The organism is Leucobacter sp. UT-8R-CII-1-4, from assembly GCF_030010235.1.
In the GTDB taxonomy this organism is placed as follows: Bacteria; Actinomycetota; Actinomycetes; order Actinomycetales; family Microbacteriaceae; genus Leucobacter.
In genome coordinates this window covers 149,556-176,154 of record NZ_JASCRS010000004.1, presented here as the reverse complement: position 1 = coordinate 176,154, position 26,599 = coordinate 149,556, and the positions used below count along the sequence as shown (strand labels likewise).

General features: G+C 58.4%; 25 protein-coding genes. 5 read left to right on the top strand and 20 right to left on the bottom strand.

Annotated features, from left to right (window positions below; translation table 11 throughout):
- Positions 1 to 426: 426 nt before the first annotated feature.
- Positions 427 to 1,446, bottom strand: coding sequence for a UDP-phosphate alpha-N-acetyl-D-fucosaminephosphotransferase (locus QBL02_RS10525; RefSeq protein ID WP_282726390.1), 1,020 nt, complete (start codon positions 1,444 to 1,446; stop codon positions 427 to 429).
- Positions 1,443 to 3,275 carry a nucleoside-diphosphate sugar epimerase/dehydratase gene (locus QBL02_RS10520; RefSeq protein WP_282726389.1) on the bottom strand — a complete coding sequence of 611 codons (1,833 nt, stop codon included), beginning with the start codon at positions 3,273 to 3,275 and terminating at the stop codon, positions 1,443 to 1,445. The genes QBL02_RS10525 and QBL02_RS10520 overlap by 4 nt, the downstream gene beginning before the upstream one ends.
- 169 nt (positions 3,276 to 3,444) lie before the next feature.
- Between QBL02_RS10520 and QBL02_RS10515 the strand changes: the two genes are divergently transcribed.
- A complete protein-coding gene (locus QBL02_RS10515) occupies positions 3,445 to 3,660 on the top strand; it encodes an Rv0909 family putative TA system antitoxin (RefSeq protein WP_282726388.1) in 216 nt (71 codons plus the stop codon).
- Between the two features lie 78 nt (positions 3,661 to 3,738).
- Here the strand turns inward: QBL02_RS10515 and tuf are convergent, their stop codons facing one another.
- The 7 genes from tuf to mca form a co-directional block, all read right to left on the bottom strand.
- Positions 3,739 to 4,932 carry an elongation factor Tu gene (tuf, locus tag QBL02_RS10510; protein ID WP_282726387.1) on the bottom strand — a complete coding sequence of 398 codons (1,194 nt, stop codon included), beginning with the start codon at positions 4,930 to 4,932 and terminating at the stop codon, positions 3,739 to 3,741.
- 163 nt (positions 4,933 to 5,095) lie between these two features.
- Positions 5,096 to 7,210, bottom strand: coding sequence for an elongation factor G (gene fusA, locus QBL02_RS10505; RefSeq protein WP_282726386.1), 2,115 nt, complete (start codon positions 7,208 to 7,210; stop codon positions 5,096 to 5,098).
- A 196-nt stretch (positions 7,211 to 7,406) separates the two neighbouring features.
- A complete protein-coding gene (rpsG, locus tag QBL02_RS10500) occupies positions 7,407 to 7,877 on the bottom strand; it encodes a 30S ribosomal protein S7 (protein ID WP_282726385.1) in 471 nt (156 codons plus the stop codon).
- Positions 7,877 to 8,248 carry a 30S ribosomal protein S12 gene (rpsL, locus tag QBL02_RS10495; RefSeq protein WP_282726384.1) on the bottom strand — a complete coding sequence of 124 codons (372 nt, stop codon included), beginning with the start codon at positions 8,246 to 8,248 and terminating at the stop codon, positions 7,877 to 7,879. Before rpsL ends, rpsG begins: the two co-directional genes overlap by 1 nt.
- A gap of 334 nt (positions 8,249 to 8,582) precedes the next feature.
- Positions 8,583 to 10,403 carry a DNA helicase RecQ gene (recQ, locus tag QBL02_RS10490; RefSeq protein WP_282726383.1) on the bottom strand — a complete coding sequence of 607 codons (1,821 nt, stop codon included), beginning with the start codon at positions 10,401 to 10,403 and terminating at the stop codon, positions 8,583 to 8,585.
- 9 nt (positions 10,404 to 10,412) lie between these two features.
- Positions 10,413 to 10,694: a hypothetical protein gene (locus tag QBL02_RS10485; protein ID WP_282726382.1), complete on the bottom strand. Its 282-nt coding sequence runs from the start codon at positions 10,692 to 10,694 to the stop codon at positions 10,413 to 10,415.
- The gene (gene mca / locus QBL02_RS10480) at positions 10,694 to 11,563 is read right to left on the bottom strand and encodes a mycothiol conjugate amidase Mca (protein ID WP_282726381.1); all 870 of its coding nucleotides are present in this window, start codon (positions 11,561 to 11,563) and stop codon (positions 10,694 to 10,696) included. Before mca ends, QBL02_RS10485 begins: the two co-directional genes overlap by 1 nt.
- Positions 11,564 to 11,670: 107 nt before the next feature.
- Between mca and QBL02_RS10475 the strand changes: the two genes are divergently transcribed.
- Positions 11,671 to 12,087: a DUF4307 domain-containing protein gene (locus QBL02_RS10475; protein ID WP_282726380.1), complete on the top strand. Its 417-nt coding sequence runs from the start codon at positions 11,671 to 11,673 to the stop codon at positions 12,085 to 12,087.
- A gap of 180 nt (positions 12,088 to 12,267) precedes the next feature.
- Positions 12,268 to 12,750 carry a transcription elongation factor GreA gene (greA, locus tag QBL02_RS10470; protein WP_282726379.1) on the top strand — a complete coding sequence of 161 codons (483 nt, stop codon included), beginning with the start codon at positions 12,268 to 12,270 and terminating at the stop codon, positions 12,748 to 12,750.
- 95 nt (positions 12,751 to 12,845) lie between these two features.
- Here greA and ilvA read toward each other — a convergent pair whose 3' ends face one another.
- Positions 12,846 to 14,105: a threonine ammonia-lyase gene (gene ilvA / locus QBL02_RS10465; protein ID WP_282726378.1), complete on the bottom strand. Its 1,260-nt coding sequence runs from the start codon at positions 14,103 to 14,105 to the stop codon at positions 12,846 to 12,848.
- Positions 14,102 to 15,331 (bottom strand): AI-2E family transporter, encoded by a 1,230-nt coding sequence (locus tag QBL02_RS10460; protein ID WP_282726377.1) that lies wholly within the window; start codon positions 15,329 to 15,331, stop codon positions 14,102 to 14,104. The genes ilvA and QBL02_RS10460 overlap by 4 nt, the downstream gene beginning before the upstream one ends.
- A 39-nt stretch (positions 15,332 to 15,370) precedes the next feature.
- Between QBL02_RS10460 and QBL02_RS10455 the strand changes: the two genes are divergently transcribed.
- Positions 15,371 to 16,570 (top strand): crosslink repair DNA glycosylase YcaQ family protein, encoded by a 1,200-nt coding sequence (locus QBL02_RS10455; RefSeq protein WP_282726376.1) that lies wholly within the window; start codon positions 15,371 to 15,373, stop codon positions 16,568 to 16,570.
- Between the two features lie 28 nt (positions 16,571 to 16,598).
- On the opposite strand, the gene QBL02_RS10450 is transcribed toward QBL02_RS10455, so the two are convergent.
- The 3 genes from QBL02_RS10450 to QBL02_RS10440 form a co-directional block, all read right to left on the bottom strand.
- Positions 16,599 to 17,993 (bottom strand): aldehyde dehydrogenase family protein, encoded by a 1,395-nt coding sequence (locus QBL02_RS10450; protein ID WP_282726375.1) that lies wholly within the window; start codon positions 17,991 to 17,993, stop codon positions 16,599 to 16,601.
- Between the two features lie 107 nt (positions 17,994 to 18,100).
- On the bottom strand, positions 18,101 to 18,394 hold the full coding sequence (locus QBL02_RS10445) for a hypothetical protein (protein WP_282726374.1): 294 nt from the start codon (positions 18,392 to 18,394) through the stop codon (positions 18,101 to 18,103).
- A complete protein-coding gene (locus QBL02_RS10440) occupies positions 18,391 to 19,746 on the bottom strand; it encodes an inorganic phosphate transporter (RefSeq protein ID WP_282726373.1) in 1,356 nt (451 codons plus the stop codon). Before QBL02_RS10440 ends, QBL02_RS10445 begins: the two co-directional genes overlap by 4 nt.
- A gap of 222 nt (positions 19,747 to 19,968) precedes the next feature.
- On the opposite strand from QBL02_RS10440, the gene QBL02_RS10435 reads away from it, so the two are divergent.
- The gene (locus QBL02_RS10435) at positions 19,969 to 20,241 is read left to right on the top strand and encodes a mycoredoxin (protein ID WP_282726372.1); all 273 of its coding nucleotides are present in this window, start codon (positions 19,969 to 19,971) and stop codon (positions 20,239 to 20,241) included.
- Positions 20,242 to 20,282: 41 nt separating this feature from the next.
- On the opposite strand, the gene QBL02_RS10430 is transcribed toward QBL02_RS10435, so the two are convergent.
- The 6 genes from QBL02_RS10430 to truB form a co-directional block, all read right to left on the bottom strand.
- Positions 20,283 to 21,320 (bottom strand): ATP-dependent 6-phosphofructokinase, encoded by a 1,038-nt coding sequence (locus QBL02_RS10430; RefSeq protein ID WP_282726371.1) that lies wholly within the window; start codon positions 21,318 to 21,320, stop codon positions 20,283 to 20,285.
- An 84-nt stretch (positions 21,321 to 21,404) separates the two neighbouring features.
- A complete protein-coding gene (locus QBL02_RS10425; protein WP_282726370.1) occupies positions 21,405 to 23,519 on the bottom strand; it encodes a DEAD/DEAH box helicase in 2,115 nt (704 codons plus the stop codon).
- Positions 23,520 to 23,706: 187 nt separating this feature from the next.
- Complete coding sequence (locus QBL02_RS10420) at positions 23,707 to 24,654, bottom strand: bifunctional riboflavin kinase/FAD synthetase (RefSeq protein ID WP_282726369.1); 948 nt, start codon at positions 24,652 to 24,654, stop codon at positions 23,707 to 23,709.
- Positions 24,654 to 25,127, bottom strand: a complete 474-nt coding sequence (locus tag QBL02_RS10415) for a hypothetical protein (RefSeq protein WP_282726368.1) — start codon at positions 25,125 to 25,127, stop codon at positions 24,654 to 24,656. The genes QBL02_RS10420 and QBL02_RS10415 overlap by 1 nt, the downstream gene beginning before the upstream one ends.
- Positions 25,128 to 25,249: 122 nt before the next feature.
- Positions 25,250 to 25,606 carry a hypothetical protein gene (locus QBL02_RS10410; protein WP_282726367.1) on the bottom strand — a complete coding sequence of 119 codons (357 nt, stop codon included), beginning with the start codon at positions 25,604 to 25,606 and terminating at the stop codon, positions 25,250 to 25,252.
- A gap of 11 nt (positions 25,607 to 25,617) precedes the next feature.
- Complete coding sequence (truB, locus tag QBL02_RS10405) at positions 25,618 to 26,589, bottom strand: tRNA pseudouridine(55) synthase TruB (protein WP_282726366.1); 972 nt, start codon at positions 26,587 to 26,589, stop codon at positions 25,618 to 25,620.
- Positions 26,590 to 26,599 lie beyond the last annotated feature (10 nt).

Sequence of the window (26,599 nt, the reverse complement as noted above, 5' to 3'; positions counted from 1 at the left end):
CTCTTTCTGGTCGCGTCTTACTGAAAGCGACACTCTTTGCCAAAAGGCGTGGAGCATCGCGCCCAGCATTGGACGTCTTGCGTATCAGCGCCCTGTGCATTCACGGAGAATGACACTCGCTGTTCACCTGTCAAACGCGCACATCATTTCGTTTGTGAGCACGAAAGCAGCAGAAACCAAGTGGCTTCTGCCCGACATGCCCCGAAATAATGAGGCGTAATGTTCGCTGCCCGCGGCCTAACCCGCCCCTGAACAGGTCAAAAGGGGGTTATGCACTACCTGGCAGTGATTCCCGAAACCGAGAAGTACTGAACCTGTCTATTCTGACACGACTTTAGGGTTCTTTGCAAGCCGGGCGTGTCGCGCATTTCGCGGTAGAGACACCTGATCGATGTCTGAGACGTATGCGGAAAGCGTTCGCACGCTCTAACGAGCGCGCGACTTCTCAAGAAGTCGAGGCATCGCAACATAGATCACAACCAGCGCAAGACCACCGGCGAGCAACAACAACCACCAGATTGGTGCCACAAAAAACGAAGCAAGGCCAAGTAGCGCTCCAGCGAGGCTGAAGAGCGCAGTGATACCAGATGCCTGCACGTGCGAAAGCCCGAGTTGGTTCAGCCGTTGGTAGACGTGTTCCTTGTGGGGCTCGTCCCACTTGTGTCCGGCACGAACACGTTTCACGAGGGTCACAGCGACATCGCCAAAGTAAATGATCATCGGCCCGATAGTGGCAAGGATGGGAGCACCACTCACCAGTGCGAACAGACTCGTCGCGGCAGTCGCGCCACCGAGCAGGTACGATCCAACGTCGCCAAGAAAAGCTCCGGGCTTTGTCAGGTTCCAGGGCAAGAAGCCACCAAAACCAGCAGCGAGGATCAGCCCGGCAGGCACCAGCCAAACGATATCGGCGAGCACGCCCGTCGCTGCGAATGCCAGGCCTGCGATCACTCCGTGAAAGCCGCTAATGCCGTTGAGCCCATCCATGAAGTTTGCAACATTGATGTAGCCCGAAACGAATAGCACCGCGTAGATCACAAGCCACCAAGCGGCACCGCCATACCAGACGAGACCAAGACCGACACCGAGCGCGATCGCGAGCAGCAGCACGCTGCGTACTGTGACACTCACGCCTTTCAAGTCTTCGCCAAGGCCGAGAAGACCAGAGCAGATCGCCGCCCCCGCTACCAGCGACAATGCAAGTGCGGCCGAGTCATACTCGATCATGCCGCCAGGCGCTACGAGCGCAACGAGATACCCAATGGCCATCGCAATCAGCACGGCAAGACCGAGACCGCGCAGCACAGGCTTTATGTGCGAGGAACGATCATTGGGCACATCCATAATGCCGAGACGCACGAGGATCGGCTTCACGACAACGGGCAGCGCAAGGCTCAGCGCAAACGTCACCACACCCGCAATCAATGCAAATGTCAGAGATGTCACTGGACGCGCTCCCCTGCCTCCGCCGTAAGGTTCATTCGAGCAACCCAGCCAGCGTGATCCAACGTTTCTGGGCTCATCGTGTCAACGTGAGCGTGCGTGATCTTGCTGTGGAACGGGCGCTCATCACCTTCGCCGGCTGCAACCAACTCTTCGTGCAACTTCTCACCGTGACGCAACCCAGTGAAAACAATTTCGACCTGCTTGCCTGATTGCGCGATCATGCGCTTAGCAACGTCAAGAATCTTTACCGGCTCACCCATATCTAGGATCAGCACCTCGCCCTGGCGGCCAATGCCACCGGCCTGGATCACCAGCTGGCAGGCTTCCGGAATGGTCATGAAGAAGCGTGTGACGTCTGGGTGGGTCACCGTGAGCGGGCCCCCGGACTCGATCAGCGAGCGGAAGGTCGGCAACATCGATCCTCGGCTACCAATAACGTTGCCGAAGCGTACCGAGAGGTAACGCTCTCCGGTTTCTTGTGCCATCCACGCAGTGAGCTTCTCAGCTACTCGTTTTGAGTGGCCGAGCACACTCGTTGGGTTTGCTGCTTTGTCGGTAGAAATATTCACAAAGGTGCTGACACCGACGGAGCGCGCAGCCTGCAAGACGTTGAGTGTGCCGAGCACATTTGTCTTCCAAGCCTCATCAGGGTACTGCTCCAGCATCGGAAGGTGCTTGAGCGCAGCCGTGTGAAACACAACCTCTGGGCGACGTTCGGCAAAGATCTGGTTCAGTGCCGCGGCATCACGAATGTCTGCGAGCACCACGTCATTCGTGTCAAGCAGCCCGTGTCCACTAATCGCGAGCTGTGCGGCCTGCAGCGACGTTTCATCGCGATCAAGGAGTATCAGTTCTCGCGGAGCAAACTTTGCGAGCTGTCGTGCCAGCTCCGAACCGATTGAGCCACCGGCGCCGGTGACCAACACAACGCGGTCTTGCAGGTACTCGGCGATTGATGCGGTTTCTAGCCGAACGGGGTGACGCCCGATCAAATCTTCAATTGAAAGCTCGCGAACTTCATTCACCACCGAAGAGTTCTGCAAAATCTGTTCGAGTGGTGGCAACACCTGAACCTTGAGACCGGCGCGGTCTGCAAGCTGATCAACTCGACGCATGAGCGATGCATCTGCGTCACCGATGCAAACAATGAGCGTCGTCGCCCGGGTGTCTGCGGCGGCTGCCGCTAGATCGTCAAGCCCACCGAGTACGCGCACACCACGCACTTCAAGGTTTGCCTTGTTTGGATCGTCATCGAGCAGCCCGACCGGAGTACTCACGCCAGCGTGATCGGTGATCAAACGCTTGACGGTCTGATTACCGAGATAGCCGGCGCCGTAGATCAGAGCGCGTTCAGCATCTGCCTTCGGCTTCATTTTGTTTTCGGTTGAGAGGCGAATCAGATAGCGCGCGGCAGCCATCAGCGTGAAACTAATCGGCGCGGCGATAATCATTGTGCTTCGCGGAATACCTTGCCCATAAGCGAGCAGATAAGCGATCACCCAGCCGACCGCCATCACGGCGAAAACGTCAAAGACAAGAGCCTTCACTTCGTCGAAGCCACCGGTCTCATAGCGACCGCGGTAGAGCCAGAACAGCCAACCCGCCAGAAGCTGCAACAGCACAACGGCGACGATGAGCACCACAGCCCAGCCCCAGTGAATACGCTGCAACTCAAAGTCATAACGCAACACGAGGGCAGCAAGAATACCGACCGTCCATGCAAATGCGTCGCAAAGGAACAGCAATCCCGAGGCCGCGAAGGCGTGATCGAGTCGCTGCTTCAGAGTCCGCGACGGAGTGCGCTTAGCTGCAGGTTTGGGCTGATCCACTCTTCGAGTGTAGCTGCGTGGAGGCCGAGCCTACGCTCGGACGTGCCGGATGGGGTCAAGTACGTGAGATTCAACCCCTATTTTTCAGACAGTTTCTCGTAGATAATGTTGCCGTACGCACCGCGCACACCGCCATGTCTGGCATAGCAATCAAGACAAAGGGACAATCATGGGCATCGAAGATCTTGCAAAACAAGCTGGCGATTTTGTGAAGCAGAACTCTGACAATATCCAGGCTGCGCTGAAGAGCGAACAGGCCGAAGCTATCAGCGACAAGGTGCTCGACGGCGCTGCTGACTTCGCCAACAAGGCCACGGGCGACAAGTTCAAGGATCAGATCGCAGCGGCTCGCGACGAGGCTGATAAGCACATCGGCGACAAATAATCTCACACAAATACAAAAGAACCCCCGAGGATAATTCCCCGGGGGTTCTTTATATCTCTAAGAGATTAGCTCGAGAGATTACTCGACAACCTTGGTCACCGTGCCGGCGCCGACGGTGCGGCCACCCTCACGGATCGCGAAGCCGAGGCCATCTTCCATAGCGATTGGCTGGATCAGCTCAACAACCATGTCAGTGGTGTCGCCAGGCATAACCATTGGCTTGTCCTCTGGCAGGGTGATAACACCGGTCACGTCAGTTGTACGGAAGTAGAACTGTGGACGGTAGTTCGTCTCGAATGGGTTGTGGCGGCCGCCCTCTTCCTTCTTGAGGATGTAGGCAGTGCCCTCGAACTTGGTGTGAGGGGTGATCGAGCCTGGCTGTACAACAACCTGGCCACGCTCAACGTCTTCACGCTTGGTACCGCGGAGCAGGAGGCCACAGTTCTCGCCAGCCCATGCTTCGTCGAGCTGCTTGTGGAACATCTCGATACCGGTAACGGTGGTCTTCTGAGTTGGGCGGAGACCAACGATCTCGACCTCAGAGTTGATCTTCAGGGTTCCACGCTCGGCGCGGCCCGTAACAACGGTGCCACGACCGGTGATGGTGAAGACGTCCTCAACAGGCATGAGGAACGGCTTGTCCTTGTCACGCACTGGATCTGGAATCGACTCGTCAACAGCGTTCATGAGCTCGAGGATCGAGTTGACCCACTTCTCTTCGCCCTGGAGAGCCTGGTAGCCCGAAACGCGGACGACTGGAGCGTTGTCTCCGTCGTAGCCGTTCTTGGTGAGCTCCTCGCGGACCTCCATCTCGACGAGCTCGAGGATTTCCTCGTCGTCGACCTGGTCGCACTTGTTCAGTGCAACGAGGAGGTAAGGAACGCCAACCTGCTTAGCGAGGAGGATGTGCTCCTTCGACTGAGCCATCAGGCCGTCGGTTGCTGCAACCACCAGGATAGCGCCGTCCATCTGGGCAGCACCGGTGATCATGTTCTTGATGTAGTCAGCGTGGCCTGGTGCATCAACGTGCGCGTAGTGGCGCTTTTCGGTCTCGTACTCAACGTGCGAGATGTTGATGGTAATGCCGCGCTGGCGCTCTTCCGGAGCCGAGTCAATCGTTGCGAAGTCGCGCTGTACGTTGGTCTCTGACGGGAACTTGTCAGCAAGCGTCTTCGAAATAGCAGCGGTAAGAGTGGTCTTACCGTGGTCAACGTGACCGATCGTTCCGATGTTCACGTGCGGCTTGGTCCGCTCGAACTTGGCCTTCGCCACTATGGTCCTCCTCAGGACGTCGTGTGCTGCTTCCGCCGAGGGATTTCGGCGGTCACAGGCACGGGGGTGTGTCTATATGTTACTTGCTCGACCGGCTTGACGCGAGTCGAGCCGGCCTGCAGTTCTCTGAAAATATTCAGGAACCACAGGCCAGCGGGCGTTGTTAGGCGCCCTGAGCCTTCTGAACGATTTCATCGGCCACAGCCTTCGGCACCTCAGCGTAGCTGTCGAAGGTCATCGAGAACACCGCGCGACCGCTGGTCTTCGACCGCAGATCACCGATGTACCCGAACATCTCTGAAAGAGGTACGAGTGCGCGAACAACCTTCACGCCACTTGCATCCTCCATGGACTGAATCTGGCCACGACGGCTGTTCAGGTCACCAATGACATCGCCCATGTACTCCTCAGGAGTACGAACTTCGACGGCCATCATAGGCTCGAGCAGCACTGGCTGTGCCTTGCGTGCAGCTTCCTTGAATGCCATCGAACCGGCAATCTTGAACGCCATTTCCGAAGAGTCAACGTCGTGGTACTGGCCGTCAAGCAGCTGAGCCTTGACGCCAACCACTGGGAAGCCAGCGAGGATACCGTACTGCATTGCATCCTGGATACCAGCGTCAACCGATGGGATGTACTCGCGAGGAACGCGACCACCGGTCACCTTGTCCTCGAACTCGTAGATCTTCTCGCTGTCAGCAGCAAGCGGAGCGAGCGAGATCTGCACCTTAGCGAACTGACCCGAACCACCGGTCTGCTTCTTGTGGGTGTAGTCGTGCTTCTCAACGGTCTTGCGGATGGTCTCGCGGTAAGCAACCTGTGGCTTGCCAACGTTTGCCTCAACCTTGAACTCGCGCTTCATACGATCCACGAGGATGTCAAGGTGGAGCTCGCCCATACCTGCGATAACGGTCTGACCGGTCTCAGCGTTCAGGCTGACACGGAAGGTTGGATCCTCTTCAGCAAGCTTCTGAATAGCAGTGCCGAGCTTCTCCTGGTCACCCTTGGTCTTAGGCTCAATAGCCACTTCGATCACTGGCTCTGGGAAGGTCATCGACTCGAGAACAACCTGGTTCGCTGGATCCGAGAGGGTGTCACCGGTGGTGGTGTCCTTCAGACCGATAACGGCGTAGATGTTGCCCGCAGTGAGCTTCTCAACAGGGTTCTCCTTGTTGGCGTGCATCTGGAAGATCTTTCCGATGCGCTCCTTGCGGCCCTTGGTTGAGTTCACAACCTGAGCGCCCGACTCAACTTCACCCGAGTACACGCGCACGTAGGTGAGGCGACCGAAGAACGGGTGCACTGCAACCTTGAACGCGAGAGCCGAGAATGGCTGGTCAGCAGATGGCTTGCGCTCGATGATGATCGACTCATCACGAGGATCGTGAGCCTCGATCGCGCCAACGTCAAGTGGGTTTGGCAGGAAGTCAACAACAGCGTCCAGCATTGGCTGGATGCCACGGTTCTTGAACGCCGAGCCACAGTAGACCGGGTAGATCTCGTTGTTGACTACGAGCTTGCGGATGCCGCCCTTGATCTCATCGATGGTGAGCTCTTCGCCACCAAAGAACTTCTCGAGAAGTGCGTCGTCGGTCTCTGCAACGGTCTCGACGAGCTTTGCACGGTACTCTTCGGCGCGAGCCTGGAGGTCAGCTGGGATCTCCTGGGTCTCGTAGTTAGCACCGAGGGTAACGTCACCCTTCGAGTCGCCCTCCCAGACGAAAGCCTTCATGGTGAGCAGATCGACAACACCGATGAAGTCGCTCTCAGCGCCGATTGGCAGCTGCATAACGAGTGGCTTTGCACCGAGGCGGTTGACGATGGTGTCTACGGTGAAGTAGAAGTCAGCGCCCATCTTGTCCATCTTGTTGACGAAGCAGATGCGTGGAACACCGTACTTGTCAGCCTGACGCCAAACGGTCTCTGACTGAGGCTCAACGCCCTCCTTGCCATCGAACACAGCAACTGCGCCGTCGAGTACGCGGAGCGAACGCTCCACCTCAACGGTGAAGTCAACGTGGCCTGGGGTGTCGATGATGTTGATCTGGTTCTTGTTCCAGAAGCAGGTCACAGCGGCAGACGTAATCGTAATGCCGCGCTCCTTCTCCTGCTCCATCCAGTCAGTCGTCGCGCCACCATCGTGGGTCTCGCCCAGCTTGTGGTTCACACCCGTGTAGAACAGGATGCGCTCGGTCGTTGTGGTCTTGCCAGCATCGATGTGAGCCATGATGCCGATGTTGCGGACCTTGCTCAGGTCGGTGAGCACGTCTTGTGCCACGGGTGTCTCCTCCGATAAGGGGGTGAAAAAGTTTGTGTGATGCGGGTGAATACCCGCAGATTTGGGCGAGAAACACGCGAGGTGATCCTCGCCCAAATCTTAGAAAGCGATTACTACCAAAGGTAGTGAGCGTCTGCTTCGCGATAAACGAAGCAACGCGTTCGCCAGAAAGCCTGGAAGGGCTCTCTGCTGCCGCTTACCAGCGGTAGTGTGCGAATGCGCGGTTCGACTCAGCCATCTTGTGAGTGTCTTCACGACGCTTCACAGCGGCACCAAGGCCGTTCGAAGCGTCAAGAATCTCGTTGGTAAGGCGTTCGGTCATGGTGTTCTCACGACGTGCCTTTGCGTAGCTGGTCAACCAGCGCAGTGCCAGAGTGTTGGCACGGTGCGGCTTCACCTCGACGGGCACCTGGTAGGTGCTACCGCCGACGCGACGTGAACGAACCTCAAGGGTTGGGCGCACGTTGTCGAGCGCCTTCTTGAGTACGGTCACGGCATCCTGGCCGCTCTTCTCGGCAACGACCTCGAGTGCACCGTAAACGATGCGCTCTGCGAGGCCCTTCTTGCCGTCGAGCAGGATCTTGTTGACGAGCTGGCTAACTACGGGCGAGCCGTAAACCGGATCGGCTACGACTGGGCGCTTTGGAGCAGGACCCTTACGAGGCATTACTTCACCTTCTTTGCACCGTAGCGGCTACGAGCCTGCTGGCGATCCTTGACCGCCTGCGTGTCGAGCGCGCCGCGCACGATCTTGTAACGAACACCGGGAAGATCCTTGACTCGACCACCGCGAACGAGCACCATCGAGTGCTCCTGCAGGTTGTGGCCTTCGCCCGGGATGTACGCGGTGACCTCGGTACCGTTGGAAAGCTTCACACGAGCGACCTTACGCATCGCCGAGTTTGGCTTCTTTGGTGTGGTCGTGTACACACGTGTGCACACGCCGCGCTGCTGTGGGTTCGCCTTCAGAGCGGGAGCCTTGGTCTTGGTGACCTTTGGCGAGCGCCCCTTGCGAACCAGCTGCTGAATAGTAGGCACTGATTCTCCTTGTTACTCCTGCACGGTGACAGGAATGCTGCAATGTTTGAGCATTCGCGACCACTCGCGTGGCCACTGACCTGCTGCTGCTCACTCAAGAGTGCGCAACGGGTGCAGGTATGCCGTGGGGGTAGTTCGACTTTCGCCGAGTGACCCGTTGGTGACTCCCCCAGCGTTTACCGCGCACGGCAAACGACGGTGGAACACACCAAGAATCAACTATACGTGCCGTGTGTCACATTGCGCAATACAACAGGGCTTCGCATTTGCTGCGTTCATTTGATCTTCACTTATAGGCAAAAGATCCGGCTGCCAAGCACTCACCTATTGCGCGCTATACCGAAGCTGAAAGCAGTTCAAGCACAGCCTCACCGTAGCGCTCAAGTTTGGCCTGGCCGATACCCGAAATCTCAAGCAATGCCTCAGCGTCACGTGGCAGATGAGTAGCAAGCCCCCGCAGAGTCGCGTCACCAAACACCACATAGGGCGGCACACCCTGCTCACGAGCTTCGCCGAGTCGCCATTCGCGCAGCTTCTCGAACACTTCGGCCTGAGCTTCGGTGAGGTCCGCGGTAGCGGCCTGCTTTTTTGCGTTGGATCGCCCGGCCGCCCGCGCGACCACCTCTTCGCGCATCATCACCTGCTGCTCTCCGCGCAGCACAGGCTTTGAGGCTTCAGTCGGGGCAAGCACACCCCACTCGCCCTGTGATTCCAGCTGCCCGGTGGCCAACAAATGCCGCACCACGCCTCGCCACTGCGCAACGGAGAGATCGGCACCGATCCCCCAGGTGCTCAGCTCATCAAGTTTCAACTGCGTGACACGTTCAGAGCCGACGCCTCGCAGCACGTCAATGTGCTGCCCGGCAGCAAAGGTGCGACCACCGCGCTCGTTGTAGGTGCGCAACACAGTAGAGAGCAGCTTCTGTGCCGGCACTGTGGCATCCCAAAGCTTTGGCGGGTCAAGGCAGACATCGCAATTGCCGCACGCCTCGCCAAGTTCCTGGCCAAAATAGCGCAGCAAATACTGTCGCCGGCAGTGCACAATTTCGCACAGCTCAAGCATGTGGTTGAGATGCGAGATTTGATTGCGCTTCGCAAACTCGTCACCATCGCCGCCCTCAATCAGCTGCCGCTGCTGCACAACATCGGCGAGCCCGTAGGCCATCCATGCTTCCGCAGCATCACCGTCACGACCGGCGCGACCGGTCTCCTGGTAATACCCCTCGACTGATTTAGGTAGGTCAATGTGGGCAACAAAACGCACGTCAGGCTTATCTATGCCCATTCCAAAGGCGATTGTCGCAACCACCACGACACCGTCTTCACGCAAGAAACGAGTCTGCGCAGCGAGACGCTCGGCAGCCGGCAAGCCAGCGTGATAGGCAACAGCATCAACCCCGGCATCACGCAACCAGCCGGCAGTCTGTTCGACTTTGCGACGGCTCAGCGCGTAAACAATCCCAGCCTCACCGGCATGCTGATCCCGCACAAACCTAGTGAGCTGCTGTCGAACCTGCCCCTTCGACTCAATCTGGTAGCGAATATTGGGCCGATCAAAGCTTGAGACGAAGTGCTTCGCCTGCTCAAGATGCAGCCGCTCGGTGATTTCACGATGTGTTGCGGGTGTCGCGGTTGCGGTGAGAGCAATGCGCGGCACATCTGGCCACTCAACGGCGAGCGCACCGAGCCTCAAATAGTCTGGCCTGAAGTCATGGCCCCACTGCGACACACAGTGCGCCTCGTCGATGGCAAAAAGCGCGATCTTCGATTGGCGCAACAACTCGATGGTGCCTGGCGAGCTCAGTCGTTCCGGAGCGAGATACAACAGGTCCAGTTGGCCTGCAGCATACGCTTCTTCAACAGATCTGCGCTCTTCGAACGACATTGCAGCATTTAATGCCGCCGCCCGCACTCCCACCATCTGCAGTGCTGCCACCTGGTCATGCATGAGCGCAACCAGTGGCGACAGTACGATCCCCGTGCCCTCGCGGCACAGCGCCGGCACCTGATAGCAGATTGATTTGCCGCCGCCCGTGGGCATCAGCACTACGGCGTCACCGCCTGCGGTGACATGTTCAACGATTTGCTGCTGGTCGCCACGGAACGCCGGGTAGCCAAATACCTCGGCTAGCACCTGTGTCGGGGTGGCTACCATTTGAACTGCTTAGGCCTGAGAATCGGGGCGAGGATCAGTCTCGCCCTGCGCGCTCGCCTGTGCTGCTGCATCGCGCTCTGCGATTTCAGCTGCCAGTTCTTCCTGAATCTCAGCACGGTACTTTGACCGGCGCAGACGGCGCACCATGTCAAAGCCGAGGAAAAACAGTGCAATCGCAAGCAGCGCGATCACCAAGAATCCGCCAACACCTGGGGTGACCTTGTTCGGGTCAAACTGCTCGCTCTCAGCCGCTTCTGCAAGCACCGAAGCGAATTGAACTGCGGCAAACATTATGCGCTCTCCTTATTGATTCCTTGGAAAAGATCTGTCTCGTCAGTGCTTGTGGCAACGCGAGAGGCGGCAAGTCGGTAATCTTCCGACGGCCAAGCTTCGCGCTGCAGATCATTCGGCCAGAAGAAGAATGAGCTGTCTGGGGCGACCTGGCTCGCGTGCGCCCGCAAAGCGTCGTCGCGGCGCTCAAAGTAGTTGCCTACTTCAACACGCGTGGTGACATCGCTTGGCTTGTCGGCGAAGCGCTCGATCATTCCCTCGAATTGCTCGATCATTGGTGATTCGGGATCGCGCTCGCGAAGAGTCTCAAACACTCGCAGCATTCGTTCTGGGTTAAAGATTGATTCGTAATAAAGCTTGCTCATGGCCCAGGGCTCTCCAGCCTCTGGGTATGCCTCGGCGTCGCCTGACACTTCCCAGGCGAGCTTCGAGATCTCATGGCAGCGAATGTGATCTGGGTGTGGGTAACCACCGCGTTCGTTGTAGGTGATCATCACGTGAGGTTTGAATTCGCGTACGATCCGCACAAGGGCCTCAGCAGAAACCTCTACGGGAATGTCAGCGAAGCTACCCGCGGGAACCGCGATGCCCTCATCTGGTAGCCCGGAATCCTGGTACCCAAGCCAGCGGTGCTCAAAGCCAAGAATGTCGCGAGCCTTTTCCATTTCGCCGCGACGCAGACCGGCCAGGTCGCGACGACTTTTGGGGTCGCGAGCGACCAGCTCATTGAGCACGTCGCCTCGCTCACCACCGGTACAACTCACCACCAGAACTTCAACACCCTGGTCGCGGTAGTGCGCGTATGTGGCCGCACCCTTGCTTGATTCGTCGTCGGGGTGCGCGTGCACCGCGATCAGCCTCAGCGCCATCGACGCCCTCTCAAGTGATTCCCGGACAAACCCGGTACGCTGACAACCGGGGTTCAGTCTACTCGTCTGGGCTGAGACAGAATCTGTGTCTAAGAGAATGAGGATGCGTGACCGACCAAGCATCGCAATCGCTGCTCGATGAACGCTACGGGAAGGGCCGCAAACGCACCCTCGATAAGCGCCTGGGTTGGGTCGTAGGTGGAGCAGCGGTGCTCACCGGTCTCGCCTTTGTGCTCTTTGGCGGCTGGCAGCAGGGCTCCGACCTTGAGTTTAAAGATCTGCACTACTCGGTGAACAGCGAGACTTCGGTCACGGTAGATGTGCAGGTTACTGCCCCAGCTGACGCAACAGTGGTGTGCGCTGTCGAGGCTCTCAGTACTTCTCATGGAACAGTCGGCTGGAAACAGATCACCATCCCTCCGGGCGATGAACGTACCCGACGGTTCACTTCAACCATGATCACCACGTCACCTGCAACGACTGGTCGAGTCAGGGACTGCTGGGAGCTCACGGGCGAGGCCTAAGGCTGATCAGCTTTTCGCCTCTGGCCTTGCGTCTGCACGCAGAGACACGCGAATTCAAGCCGAATCACGCACAAGTGTCTGGCAAGCTCAGAGGGCGCAAAATCGGCACAACTGCTAAACTTGTTCGCTGAGCCCCGGCGTCGCTGGGGCTTTAGACATATATACCAAGGAGATGCCGCAATGGCAGACAAGCAGACTTGGCTCACTCAGGGCGCCTACGACCGACTCAAGGGTGAGCTCGATCAGTTGAGCGGACCCGGCCGTCGTGAGATTGCCGCACGTATCGAAGCAGCTCGCGAAGAGGGCGATCTGAAGGAGAACGGCGGCTACCACGCAGCCAAGGATCAGCAGGGCCAGATGGAGGCGCGCATTCGCGATCTTGAAGAGCTGCTGAAGCACGCCGTGGTTGGCGAGGCGCCAGAGGCAAGCGGCGTTGTCGAGGTCGGCACCGTAATCACCGCCGAAATCTGGGGCGATGAAGAGCGCTTCTTGCTTGGTAGCCGCGAAATCGCAGACGGCTCTGACCTTGATGTTTACAGTTCTGAAAGCCCACTTGGCGCCGCGATTCTGGGGCTCAAGGTTGGCGATACCTCAAGCTACGCCGCACCCAATGGCAACCAGATTGAAGTGAAGATTCTCTCGGTTGAAACCTACGAGGGCTAATCACCTGCCCTTCAGCGGCCTCACACTGAAAGCGAAATGCAATAGGCGCCCCGATTACTCGGGGCGCCTATTGCATTTCGGCTGAAGCCAGTACCTTAGTACCGCTCACCCACCCGCACGGTGTAGCCAGCTTCACGCAGCGCTTCAACGACCTCTTGGCCGTGCTCGACGCCGCGGGTTTCGATGTGCAGCTCGAGCTCAACATCGCTGATTGGCAATTCGGTTGCGTGCCTTGTGTGCAGCACCTCAACCACATTTGCGTTCTTCTCAGCAACAATCGAGGCGGTACGAACTAGCTGACCAGGAATATCTGGCAGCAGAATGCGCAACTTCAGGTAGCGAGATGAGGCAGCAAGGCCATGACCAATCACTCGCTGCAGCAATAGCGGATCAATGTTGCCACCAGAAAGAACCGTAGCTATCGGTCCGGTCGCCTTGATCTTGCCCGCCAAAATAGCTGCCACACCTGCGGCGCCGGCCGGCTCAACAACAAGCTTCATACGTTCAAGCAGCGCAACAATGGCGCGAGCGATGTCGTCGTCGGTAACCGTGACAATCTCATCAACGTATTTCTGCACGTATTCGAAAGTCAGGTCGCCTGGCCGCGCCACAGCGATACCGTCTGCAATGGTTGGCTTGGTCTTAATCGTCACAGGATGACCAGCTTCAAGCGAAGGCTGGAACGCCGCAGTGTTTTCAGACTGCACACCGATCACGCGGATCGAGCGGCCCTCTTTCTCAGCCCGCAGTTTTGCAGCGGCGGCGACTCCTGAGATCAAGCCGCCACCGCCGATAGCGACCACAAGCGTTTCAATATCTGGAGCCGCGTCGAGCATTTCAAGCGCAACGGTCCCCTGCCCCTCAATCACCGAGAGATGATCAAAAGGAGCGATAAAGACGGCCCCGGTGTCTTTCACAAACTGGCGTGCCCCCTCAAGAGTGCCCTCGAAGCTGTCGCCCTCAAGGCGAACATCTGCTCCATAGTTTCGGGTGGCCTGCAGCTTCGGCAATGCGACACCTAGAGGCATAAAAATTGTCGCCTTGATACCCAACTCGCGCGCCGCATATGCCACGCCCTGAGCATGATTGCCTGCAGAAGCCGCGACCACACCACGTGCGCGCTCTTCTTCGCTCAAACCAACGAGCCGGTTATATGCGCCACGCAGCTTGTAGGCACCGGTGCGCTGCAGGTTTTCGCACTTCAGATACACCTTTGATGCGCCGCTTGCCTCCGAAAGAAACCTTGAGGTTTCAAGCGGGGTGCGCCTGGTGACCTTGTGCACCGTTTCAAGTGCCTGCTCGAAGTCAGCCAGGGTGAGTTCGGCAGCGGGATTGTTGCTTGGTAGAGCGGTCATTCGCCCTCTCCTCCGCGATTCGTACGTGCGTTCATGCGGGCCCGCGTTTTAGCCTCGCGATGAACTCGATTCTTTTTGTGATAGTCAGCCACGGGGTCTTGCCCCGGGTCCCAATTTTTCTCAACGAGAGTGTTGACCATCGCACTCGCTGCCGCGGTGAGCGGCACAGCAAAGAGCGCGCCAGGGATACCAGCGAGCAATGCACCGGCTGAGACTGCAAGCACCACACCGAGCGGGTGCACCTTGACGGCGCTTCCCATCACGAGCGGCTGCAGAACGTGGCCCTCAATTTGATTCACGAGGATCACCACACTCAGCATCAAAAGGGCGTTAATTGGTCCGTTATAGACAAGCGCGATAAACACGGCAATCGCGCCGGTCGAGATTGCACCGAGGAACGGGATGAAGGAGCCCATAAACACGAGGATCGCAATAGGAATCGGCAACGGCACTCCAAGTACCGCTGCGCCAACGCCAATACCAACCGCGTCAATAAACGCTACGAGCACCTGCACACGCACGTACTGACCAACCGATACCCAGCCGTTTTTACCGGCAGCATCAATTGGCGCGTGCGCCCGCTTCGGGAAAAAGCCCAGCACCCAGAACCAAATACGTTTTCCGTCGATCAGCAAGAAGATCAACGAGAAAAGTGTGAGCAGCGCACCAGCGAGCACCTGAGTGAAGGTTGTGGTGACGCTCAGCGCTCCGCTCCAGATTTGGCCCTGGTTGTCTTTAATAGTTTCAAATACCTGCTCGACAGCAGCGTTGAGCTGATCTGCGCTGAGACCGAACGTGGTTTCAAGCCAGCCAAGAATGTCTTGCCAGGAGACCATCGCTTTACGGGCTACGTCACCGAAACCTGCACGAAACTGGCTAACGATCAGCCAGATAAGCCCGGTGACCGCAAGTAAGAACGCAAGCATCGCTGCGGTAACACCCAACCATCGCGGATAGCCGCGGTGCTGAAACGCATGCACAATCGGATACAGCAGGGCAGAGAGCAGAAGTGCAATCACGACAGGGATCACGATAATTGCGACCTGCGCGATCAGCCAGACAAATGCCGCTACGGCAATACCGATCAAGATCAGTCGCCATGACCATGCGGCCGCGACCCGAACTCCGAGCGGCAGCTCAACGGCAGCGTTGTCTACTACCTCTTCGTGCGCAGGATCGGCCAGAGTGTGGCCATCGCTGGCTCGTGCATGGGTTTGCTCTTCCACGGATTCATCCTAGTGTTCGTTGCGATACCATCCCTGAATATGCACGGAACCCCAAAGCAAAGCCTCTCCCTTGCAGAAGCGCGCCGCATCTCCCTGGTCGCCCAGGGTTTCACGGGAGCGCCAAAACTCGGAGCGCGCAGACCCTTTGATCCAGCGCTCGACAAACTGCATGTGCTGCAAATTGACTCAGTCAACGTTTTCGCCCGGTCGCACTATTTGCCAGTGTTTTCGCGGCACGGCGCATACGACGCACAAAGCTTTGATTCGCATCTCTGGCAAAGCGGCGAGTTCACCGAATATTGGGCGCACGAGGCGGCTTTTATTCCACTCGCGGATCGCCCACTCTTTGGCTGGCGAATGGACGATTTCGCGGCGCGCTACGCCGAACGAATGGTTCAAAGCAACACAGCGATTGAGCAAGTGCGCGCACAATTGCGCGAAGGCGGTCCACAATTTGTGCGTGAACTTGAGAGCGGCCCGCGCGAAAAGCGTGGACCCTGGTGGGACTGGAGCGAAACCAAACGAGCAGTCGAGATGCTTTTTGCCACGGGTGAGGTCGTTTCAACCGGCCGCGAACGATTTGAGCGGAGATATGCACTCGCCGAAGAGGTACTGCCTGCCGAGACCCTGCGCACGGTGTCGCGCGGCGATGCGCAACGTGCACTGATCGATCAGGCGGGGCGTTCGCTCGGAGTCGCGACGCTCAACGATCTTGCCGACTACCACCGTCTCAAAACAGGTGAAGCTCGAGTGGCCGTGCAGCAGCTTGAAGAATCCGGCGTACTCATTCCGGTGACCGTGCAGTCTTGGGTAGACGCAAAAGGCACAGCGTTGCCTGCCTGGCTACATTCAGAAGCCCGTATTCCTTCGCGTCTGAGCCCCGATGCCCTGCTCACGCCCTTTGACCCGGTTGTCTGGTTTCGCCCGCGCGCTGAGCGAATGTTTGACTTTCACTATCGGATCGAAATTTACACACCCAAAGAGAAGCGTCAGTTTGGCTACTACTGTTTGCCGCTCATGGTCGGCGGCAAACTTGCGGGGCGCATCGACCTGAAGGCTGATCGAGCGGGACGCGAACTCTTGGTACAGGCTGCTTGGCAAGAAGAGGGCGCAGCAGCGCGCACAGCAGAAGCTGCTGAGGCGCTACTCGCGCGTGCCGCCGGCTGGCAGGGGCTCGACCGAGTTCGAGTGTCAGGCGTGGGCAACCTTGCCCTGCCCTCTCACTTTGACGCGCAGTAGATCCTGCGATCCAACGAACAAAAGTCGGCTAACGGAGCTTACCGAGCACCTTTCGAACGATCTTCTCCTTGGCCCCAGTAAACGGCGGCATCACCGTCGCTGAAAGTGTGTCCGGTTGCAGCGGCTTCGAAAGCACAGCCTTCATGTGGCTAAACACCTCGAACGAACGCTCGCCGTGGTAAGCCCCTTGGCCGCTTTCGCCGACTCCACCGAAGGGCAAATCTGGCACGGTCAGATGCATCACCGGAACGCCGTACGAGAGTGCACCGGAACTTGTTTCGCTCTGCCAGCGGGCGCGCACCTGAGAATCATTACTGAAGACGTAGGCGGCGAGTGGCTTGTCGTGGGCATTTACATAGTCGAGTGCATCATCGAGGCTCTCGACCGCAACCAAAGGCAGAATCGGCCCAAAGATCTCGTCTTGCATCACCGAGGAATCACGGGAAACCCCGGCCAACACGGTTGGCTCGATAAATCTTGTCTCGGCATCGTGGCTGCCACCGACCACAATCTCACCATCGCCAAGGTAATTGACGAGGCGCTTGAACTGCGCGTCACTAACGATGCGCCCATAGTCAGGGTTGCGCTGCACGGCACTGCCATAAAGCTCGTGAATAGCGTCAGCGAGCTTTGGAGCGAGTTTGGCAAGCACCTCGGCGCGGCCGAGCACATAATCCGGTGCGACACAGGTCTGGCCAACGTTCATAAATTTGCCCCAGGCAATACGTTTCGCTGCCTCAGAGAGATTCACAGTCTCATCGATGTAGACCGGTGATTTTCCGCCCAGCTCAAGCGTAATCGGGGTGAGGTGTTCGGCTGCGGCACGGGCGACGATGCGACCCACCCTGCCGTTTCCCGTGTAGAAGATGTGATCGAAACGTTCAGCCAGCAGGGCGGTCGTTTCAGGGACACCACCTTCGACAACCGCAATGGCCCGACGATCGAGATACTCGGGAGTGAGCAGTGCAAGCACGGCGCTGGTGGCAGGTGCGATTTCGCTCGGCTTCACAATTGCCGCGTTACCCGCAGCGATCGAACCGATGAGCGGCGAAAGCGCGAGCATCAGCGGGTAATTCCAGGGTGCGATGATCAGCGCAAGGCCAAGCGGTTCGGGCACGATCTTTGCGGTCGCCGGTTGCACCGCGAGTGGGGTTGCCACTCGACGGGGACGCATCCACTTGCTCAGGTTGGCGAGAGTGTGATCGATTTCGCCAATCAAAAAGCCAATCTCAGTGATCTGCGATTCGAGCGGTGACTTGCCAAGATCGGCGTGCAGCGCTGCTTCGAAGTCTGCCTCGCGCTCAACAAGCATGTCTCGCATGCGCAGCAGCTGGCTGCGGCGCCAAGCTTCTGGACGGGTAACCCCGCTATTGAAGCTGTGTCGCAGGCCCTTCACTACTACGGGAACGGTCGATTCACTCATGGCCCAAGGCTACTCGGTGAAGCTCCGAGTCTGTAGGGCTTTGTGACTTCGCGCAGCTTATTCGCTAGTCGAGCTCGGCAGATTGGAGGAGATCAGCTCGACACGGCCTAGCCGTGGAGAGCTGGCACAATCAAATAAATACCAACCAGCACGCAAATCACGCTGAGTCCGAAGCAAATGGTTGCCGCGATTGTGGCCCAGCGCGGCCGATCGAGGTCGTCGACATCGTCATCTTCGTCATCACGTGATGGTCCGTCAGGTTCGTAGCTACCGTCGGGGCGAACCACTTTCGGTGCTGGGGTCGCCAGAAAACGAATTCCGAGCGAGTACAGTGCGACAACCACTACGGCCGAGCCGAGCGCCGCCACGAATACTGTCAGGAATGCCAGCCAGTCAATCATTGCTCGCCTCCGTGCTGCTTCTGTTCACGTTTTTTGGCCTGTTTTGCTGCCTTGCGTGCGGCACGTTCAGCGGCTTCTCGCTCTGCGGCAGCGCGCCGCTCTGCCTCACGGGCAGCCTTATCGTCGCGCACAGCGCTCTGTGCAACATTGGTGAGTGGCGGCACGGTACCGGTGCGGGTTGGCACCTTACGTACCTTGCGGCTACCAATGCGCACTGCATAGCCAGATTCAGCGACGTCTGCGACTGCCACTGCGTTTGTGTGATCCACCTTGTTGCGACGTGAACGCCAGAAGATGAAGACGATGAAGCCGAATCCGACAACTGTGTCGATCAAGATACCGATGGTGCCAAGGTGAGCGATCAGCGCGGCGATTGCACCGACTGCACCGGCTGCCGGCAGTGTGAAGAGCCAGCCGAGGCCGATTCGGCCCGCGGTGCGCCAGCGCACGCTTGAGCCTTTACGACCGAGGCCGGAGCCGATCACGGAGCCCGAGGCTACCTGTGTGGTTGAAAGCGCGAAGCCGAGGTGGCTCGACGCAAGAATTGTTGCTGCGGTTGAGGTTTCTGCTGCGAAGCCCTGTGCTGGCTTTACCTGGGTGAGGCCTGCACCGAGCGTGCGAATGATGCGCCAGCCGCCCGAGTAGGTGCCAATCGCGATTGCGAGCGCACAGGCCACGACTACCCAAAGGTGTGGGCCGGTGCCTGGCTCCTGCAGGTTGGCAGCGACCAGGGTGAGGGTAATCACGCCCATGGTCTTCTGTGCATCGTTGGTGCCGTGCGCGAGAGCGATCAGTGAAGACGATGCGATCTGTGCGTAGCGGAAGCGGCCGCGACCGTCTTTTTTGCCGTCGTGTCGACGGGTGATCGAGTAAGCAACCTTGGTTGCGATAAACGCAACAAGACCGGCGGTGAGCGGAGCCGCAAGCGCCGGAATGATGATCTTCGAGAGGAACACGCCGCCATTGATCGACGAGAGTCCGGCACCCACAATTGCGGCGCCAATCAGGCCGCCGAAGAGTGCGTGCGATGAGCTTGATGGCAGACCGTACAGCCAGGTGATCAGGTTCCAAACGATTGCGCCAATCAGACCGGCAAAAATCATCTCTGGGGTAATCAATACCCCTCCGTCGCCCTCGTTAATCAGGCCGCCAGAGATGGTTTTCGCAACCTCGGTTGAGAGGAAGGCACCAACAAGGTTCAGAATTGCGGCGAGCAGCACAGCCGTTTTCGGCTTGAGCGCTCCCGTGGCAATGGGAGTTGCCATCGCATTCGCGGTGTCATGAAACCCATTGGTGAAGTCGAAAAAGAGAGCCAGCACGATGACCAGCAACACGATGAGGGTGAATTCCACCAGCGTCTTCCGTTTGAGGTGTGCGTCCGCGCTCGCTCCCCCAGAAAATTCCCGGTGGTCACCAAAAATTTATTCTGCGTTTGCGTGCGATTCATTTTCGCAAGAGTCCTCGAATCGGTCAAGTCGAAACCACGTTCTCGCGATGGGAGTCCTGTCAGGGTTCTGGGACTCAGCGGCGGTAAGATTCAGGTTAATTCTTGAGCCTCAACAAGGAGTTCTTTCATGAGAGTTAGCGCGAACGATTTCATCCCCGCAGAGGGCACCATCACCATGTTCTCAACCGAGTGGTGCGGTTACTGCAAGCGACTCAAGAAAATGCTCGATAGCGAGGGCATCGGCTATACCGAGATCGACATCGAGAACACTCCGGGTACCCCTGAGCTCGTTGAAGCCGTAAATGGCGGCAATCGCACGGTTCCGACCGTGATCTATCCGGATGCAAGCACCGCCACGAACCCGTCGCTGCTTGATGTGAAGCAGAAGCTCGGCCGTTAAGCCGCAGTACTTCGGTAGTGCATCCAGTTTTTAGCGCTGGATCACCCGAAGCTCAGACGTGCCTCCGCATAGCGGTCGCCCGGCACTGTTTTGAGAATGCCGACTGCGTCTGCGAGCGGCACCATATCAATGCGGTCACCGTGCAAGCCTGCCATGGTGCCCCACTCGCCGCGCAGCACAGCGTCAGCAGCCGCAGTGCCGGTGCGCGTTGCGAGAACTCGATCGAACGCGGTTGGCGATCCACCGCGCTGTACGTAACCGAGCACGGTTGCTCGTGTTTCGATGCCGGTGTGTTCTTCGATCATGGGCGCGAGCACCTCAGCGATGCCGCCGAGCCTCGGGCGACCGAAACCGTCGAGACCCTCGCGAGTGGTTGCTTCGCTCTCGCCGGAGAGTTTAAAGCCTTCGGCGACCACGATGAGTGCCGAGCGACCCCGGTCGCGCACGCTGGTCACCCATTCGCTGATTTGCTCGATGCTTTCGGGGAACTCTGGCACGAGCATCGCTTGTGCACCACCGGCCATGCCAGCGTGTAGTGCGATCCAGCCAACGTCGCGCCCCATCACTTCAAGCACCATGCATCGACGGTGCGAGTCACCGGTGGTGCGCAAGCGGTCGATGGCTTCGGCGGCTACCGAGACTGCGGTGTCAAACCCAAAGGTGTAGTCAGTGGCAGCGAGGTCGTTGTCGATGGTTTTGGGTAGGCCGACAACGTTGATGTCGTGGCTTGCGAGAATGCTCGCTACGGTTTGGGTTCCGTTGCCGCCGATCAGCATGAATCCGTCGAGGCCGTAGCTGGCCATCTTTGCTTTGAACTCGCTGAGGTCGATCTTTTCGCCTGGGCGTCCGCTGAACGGCGCGACTCTGCTGGTGCCGAGAAAGACGCCACCGAGGGGTGAGATGCCCTGTACTGCGCTGCGATCCAGCGGCACCGTGTCTCCGTTGTGGAAGCCACTCCAGCCGTCAACAAATCCGATCATTTCGAATCCGTGCACGTCGACCCCGCGGAGCACGGCTCCACGAATCGCCGCATTCATTCCTGGGCTGTCGCCGCCCGAGCAGAGCACACCGATACGCATGAGCACCATGCTATCGAGCTAGCTCGCCCGAAGTGAATGGCAAGATAGCCACGCTTCGTAAGTAAAGCGCCAAGCAGCGTGATTTTAGCTCTCGAGAGCCGCCTTTAGCACTGCCATCAGGGTGAGCATCTGCACCGAATCTTCGTCTTCGCGAGGGCCTGCAGCGCCATCAAGCGCGCGGGCCGCAAGCCCGGCCTTCGAATCGATCAGCTCGGCAATACGCGCGTCGATCGTCTGCGCTGCAACAATTCGCCAAGCCGTGACCGGCTCTTCCTGGCCAATACGGTGCACACGGTCAATCGCCTGCGTCTGCTCTGCGTCGGTCCAGCTGAGCTCCGCAAGCACAACGTTTGACGACGCCTGCAGGTTCACGCCAACGCCGGCAGCGGTCAACGAACACACTGCCACCGAAACTGATTCATCGGTATTGAACGCGTCGATCTGCTGCTGCCTAAACGTCGCAGTCTGATCGCCACGAATCGAAACGGTACCGAGACCGCGTTCGGCGAATGCCGCTTCGGCACGGTCCATCACGTCAATATGCTTCGCAAAGAATACGACCTTGCCGACCGAACGAGCGAGCTGCGCCGCATAGTCCGCTGCCAGCGACGCCTTTGCCTGACCGATCTGACGCACCATAGTGAAGACGTTCAGACCGTTCGACGAGGCGTTCGACTCTTCAAGCTCTTGCGCTGCGACCATGCGAATAATCGACTCGTCACTCAGCTCCCGGCCAAGCTTGCCAGACTTGATCAGGTTGAATCTGGTCACCAGGCGATCAGCCAGTTGCTTCTCGGCATCGCGAATACCGCGGCCAAGATCATCGTCAAGCTCAACCGGCAGGTCGACGACACGCTTGGCAGGCAGATCAGCGGCAACATCAAGCTTGCGGCGACGCACAATGCCCATCTCGATCACACTCTCGCGTGCCGCCGGGTAGAACTGCGGATCAGCCGGTGTGTAGCCATTCGACTCGAGAGCAGCCATCAGGTCTGGTCCCGGCTTTTCAGCGTCGGTCCAGCCGAGGAAACGCCAGATCGCACGGAAGTCATCAATGTCGTTGATCAGGGGTGTGCCCGTAAGCGCGAGCAGTAGCGGCCTACCGCCTGGCACTCGCTCACGAATACGTTCAGCAATAGCGAGCACATTGCGTGAGCGCTGCGACTGCACATTTTTGATCATGTGCGCCTCATCGACGACCATTCCCTTGAACCCGAAACGCGAGATCCAGCTCAGGTGGCGGTCGAGAATGTCATAGTTCACGACAAACACATCCGCGAAGGCGTCAATGTTGTCACCGTCACCGTGAATCACAGTGACGCGGCGCTGTGGAGTCCAGCGCTCTACCTCGCGCGCCCAGTTCATCTTCACCACGTTAGGCACGACAACGAGCAGCGGGTATGCGTTCGCGACCGAAGCAGCGATTACCGACTGCGCGGTCTTGCCAAGGCCAGGCTCATCGGCAAGCAGATAGCTTCGGTGGCCCTCTCGCACGCTCTCCAAGAAACGCGCCTGGTGCGGCATCACTTCGAGGCCGCGCGGCGAGAGCCGATCGATCGCCGGCGCTTCGGGGAGTGGCATACAGGCGCTACCGCCGCCACCCTGCTCGAACGCTTTCAGCAACGGCCCAAGCAGCTCCCAGTTCGCCAGTCGCACCACCGGAGTCGGCTTTTTGTGCTCGGTGAGATCTGGAGCAAGGAACGGGTTCGAGAGCATACGCCCCTCGATCCCCGGAGGCTCAACCTGCCGTTCTGCCAACTCTGGCGGAACATAGCTGGCCTTCTTTTCTGGCTCTGGTTCTGCGTCAGGCAACTCAATACCGGCCTGCGTGAGCATCTTGCGCTTCAACGCGCGTGTGCCTTCGTTAATCGGCGCTGTCGGTTCAAGCAACGTGATGAGCGAGGTGTCCCGCGCCGCCGCTTTCGCCAAAATCGCAGCCACACCGTCGAGCCGCTTGAGTGTCTCTGCGCGCTCCGCGTCGCTCATCTGCTCGTCAGTTTTTACCCTGGCGCGCTCTTCACGCATCAACAGCGCGATGACATGAAACTTCGTGCGCCCCGAAGAGCTCGCTTTGCCTCGATGAGCAGAGGCTTCAACCTCGCGCACGGCGCGAGCAAGCAGCGGGATGATTCCCTCGTTATGTGTGTGGCGCCGACGGTTCTTCGAACGGTTCGTGCGAGCGGCAGTCGTGGTTGCCATGGATCTCCTGAATGGCGTGGCGCGAATTCGTAAATCGAATTGCGAGGCGCGCAGCAGATGCCCTGCCTGAAGCGTGAATTTCACGACGGCCTGAGCGTATCGCGCGCTGCCTACCGATATGTTACAACACGAGTCTGGGTCGACTCGCCGAAGCGACACTCAACACGCTGGATCGCCCAGCCACAGTTCACGGATGCTGCGCGATCAGGATAGTGCGAGTCTCGCGCACATCCTCGTTCATACGAAGCAAAAGCGCATCGACATTGGGGAACGCGACCATACCGCGCAGACGCTCGACAAACTGAACTTCGATCTGTTTGCCGTACAGATCGCCATCGAAGTCAAGCAAAAATGCTTCAACCCGCGGCTCACCCTCGGGATCAAAAGTGACGTTCGCACCAACCGAGATAGCAGCCTTGTGCGTTTCACCGTCAACGGTTGCCCAGCCTGCATACACGCCGTCTGCCGGGCGAAGTCCCTCGACAACGCCACCAAGGTTCGCGGTTGGAAAACCAATTTCCCGGCCACGCGCATCACCGTGTACGACTTCACCGCGCAGTGCGACATGGCGATCCATCATACGAAATGCGGTTTCCACGTCACCCTGCAAGATCGCTTCACGCACCCGAGACGAAGAAATCTTGCCGACCGATGGATCCTCGACATTGCCGATAATTTCGACCGTAAAGCCAAGACGCTCACCTGCGCTCGCAAGCAAAGCAGGATCGCCAGCGCCACCCTTGCCGAAACGGAAGTCAGCACCTACACAGATGTGTTTCACGTGCAGCAAGTCGACCAGCACCTGCGCAACAAAATCTTCAGCCGGAATCGCAGAAAGCTGTTCGTCAAACGGCACCATGACACACGCTGTGGCACCGGCAGCCTCAAGCGCATCAACACGCTGATAACGACTCATGATCGGATCAGGGCAAGCCTCGGGGCGCAGCAAACTGAGCGGATTATTCGTAAAAGTGAAAACGACCGGGGTCAGCTCTCGAGCCTGGGCAACCGCGGTGACACAGTCGAGCAAAGCGCGGTGGCCTCGGTGCACACCGTCAAACTTGCCTATCGCGATTGCGGTGCCGCCGCTGAAATCATCACCAGAGATTTCCGCCAAAGATTCATAGACCCGCATTAGTAGAGGCTCTCACTCTCATCGTGATCCTCGACCGGCAACTTCTGGCGCGCACCGTCACGAACCAGCCAAATCATGCCAAGAATCGGCAAAACCAGCGGCACAAAAAGGTAACCGCTACCAAAATATGACCACACAGAATCGTGTGCAAACAAACTCGGCACAAGCAGGCTCAGCGTGCCAACAATCAGCACACCAGCCATCTCAAAAATCAGTGCACTCCAAGCGAGCGTGCGCCACACGGCACCCTGCCCCCGCTTCAGCAACGCGAAGGTCGCAACGATGTACACCAGGCCACTCACCAGCGACAAACTGTAGGCGAGTGGAGCCTCATCGAACTTCGAAATGAGCTGGTACACCGCACGAAGCGTCGCAGCAAGCGCGAGAATCAGGTAGACCGTAATCAGCACTCGGCCAAGCCCACTCGTGCGGGACTCGGCGGTAACGACGTTGGCGCTCTCATTATTCGGCACGGGCACCAGTTTACCGTCTCGCGGGTGCAAGTCTGCCCACCGACCCGAGACGTCAGCACTGCGACGTCAAGCCCTGAGGGCTCAACGCGCCGAGCTTTCATACGCGCTCTAAAGTGCGTGAATCAACCCCAGATAACGAGCATGCGGTAAAGCATGACCGCGACCGCAAGATTTACCACCATAAGCACCAGATGGGCGCTTCGGCGCCGATCGATCAACGCCCAAAACGCGGCACCAAATGGCAAAACGGCGGCCACGATCAGATACATCCAGAACTCAAGCAAATCGCCAATCGCGAAGTTGCCAAAAGCAGGAGCAGCTATCGCCATCACTATCTGCACGACCAAAAGCACCCCGACAAGCGCGGTCGCGCCAAGGGTGTAATCGTTTGGGGTGCGCTTGCGGGCGTAATCGATCAGGCAGACAATCGCAGCAATGCCCGCCACCGCCATCTGCATAATGGCAAACCAGGTAACCATTCGATCGATCCTTACTGCTCTACCGAGGGAAAGTTAGTAACCACCCTGGTACGGCCATTTTTCACTTCAACGAGCCCAACCAAACGCCCCGATGGCGCAATGGCTGCCGCCAGCATTGCACGATCAGAACCGTTGCTGAGCAGCTGATCCTCGTCAAGATCCAATCGCTTGCCGTGCCCAAGATCAACTTCTTGCTGATCGCTGAGGGCAAGCACCGGGAAGAGTTTCGAGGCGACCTCTGCCGGCGGCAACAGATTCGCAGTGCTCACCGAGCCGTCGGCCAAGCCCTCGTTTGGTGCGGCATCGGTCACCGAAAACGGGCCAACCTCGGTGCGTCGAAGTGCGGTCAAATGCCCGCCAACCCCAAGTGCCACACCCAAGTCGCGCGCTAACGCGCGAATATAGGTGCCTGAAGAACAGCGAACAGTTACGTCAATGTCGAGCACCACAATCGGGATATCCCCGCCATTGAGTCCGTGCGCAGCCACGAGTTTTGGTTCTTCAATTTCGAATGAGTGCACCGTCACCGGTCGCTTTTTCAGTTCAACCTGCTCACCCGCGCGCACGAGGTCGTAGGCCCGCTTTCCATCAACTTTGATGGCGCTCACTGAGCTTGGTGCCTGCTCAATCGGCCCGGTGAGAGCAGTGACAGCTACACGAATTGCCGCCGGATCTTGCTCTAGCGCACGGATCTTCTTAGCGTCAGCAATATCAAGCACGTCGCCTTCGCGGTCATCGGTCACGGTCGAAACGCCGAGCCGAATCGTCGCAGTGTATGTCTTGTCGAGGCCGACCAAATGAGTGAGCAAACGTGTTGCTGGGCCGGCACCGAGCATCAGAAGGCCGGTTGCCATCGGGTCGAGAGTGCCGGCATGCCCTACTTTCCGGGTGCCGAGTGCGCGGCGAGCTTTCGCTACCACGTCGTGGCTGGTCCACTCGCTTGCCTTGTCAATCAGCAAAATGCCGTTCGCCGCATTATTCACTCCACCACCC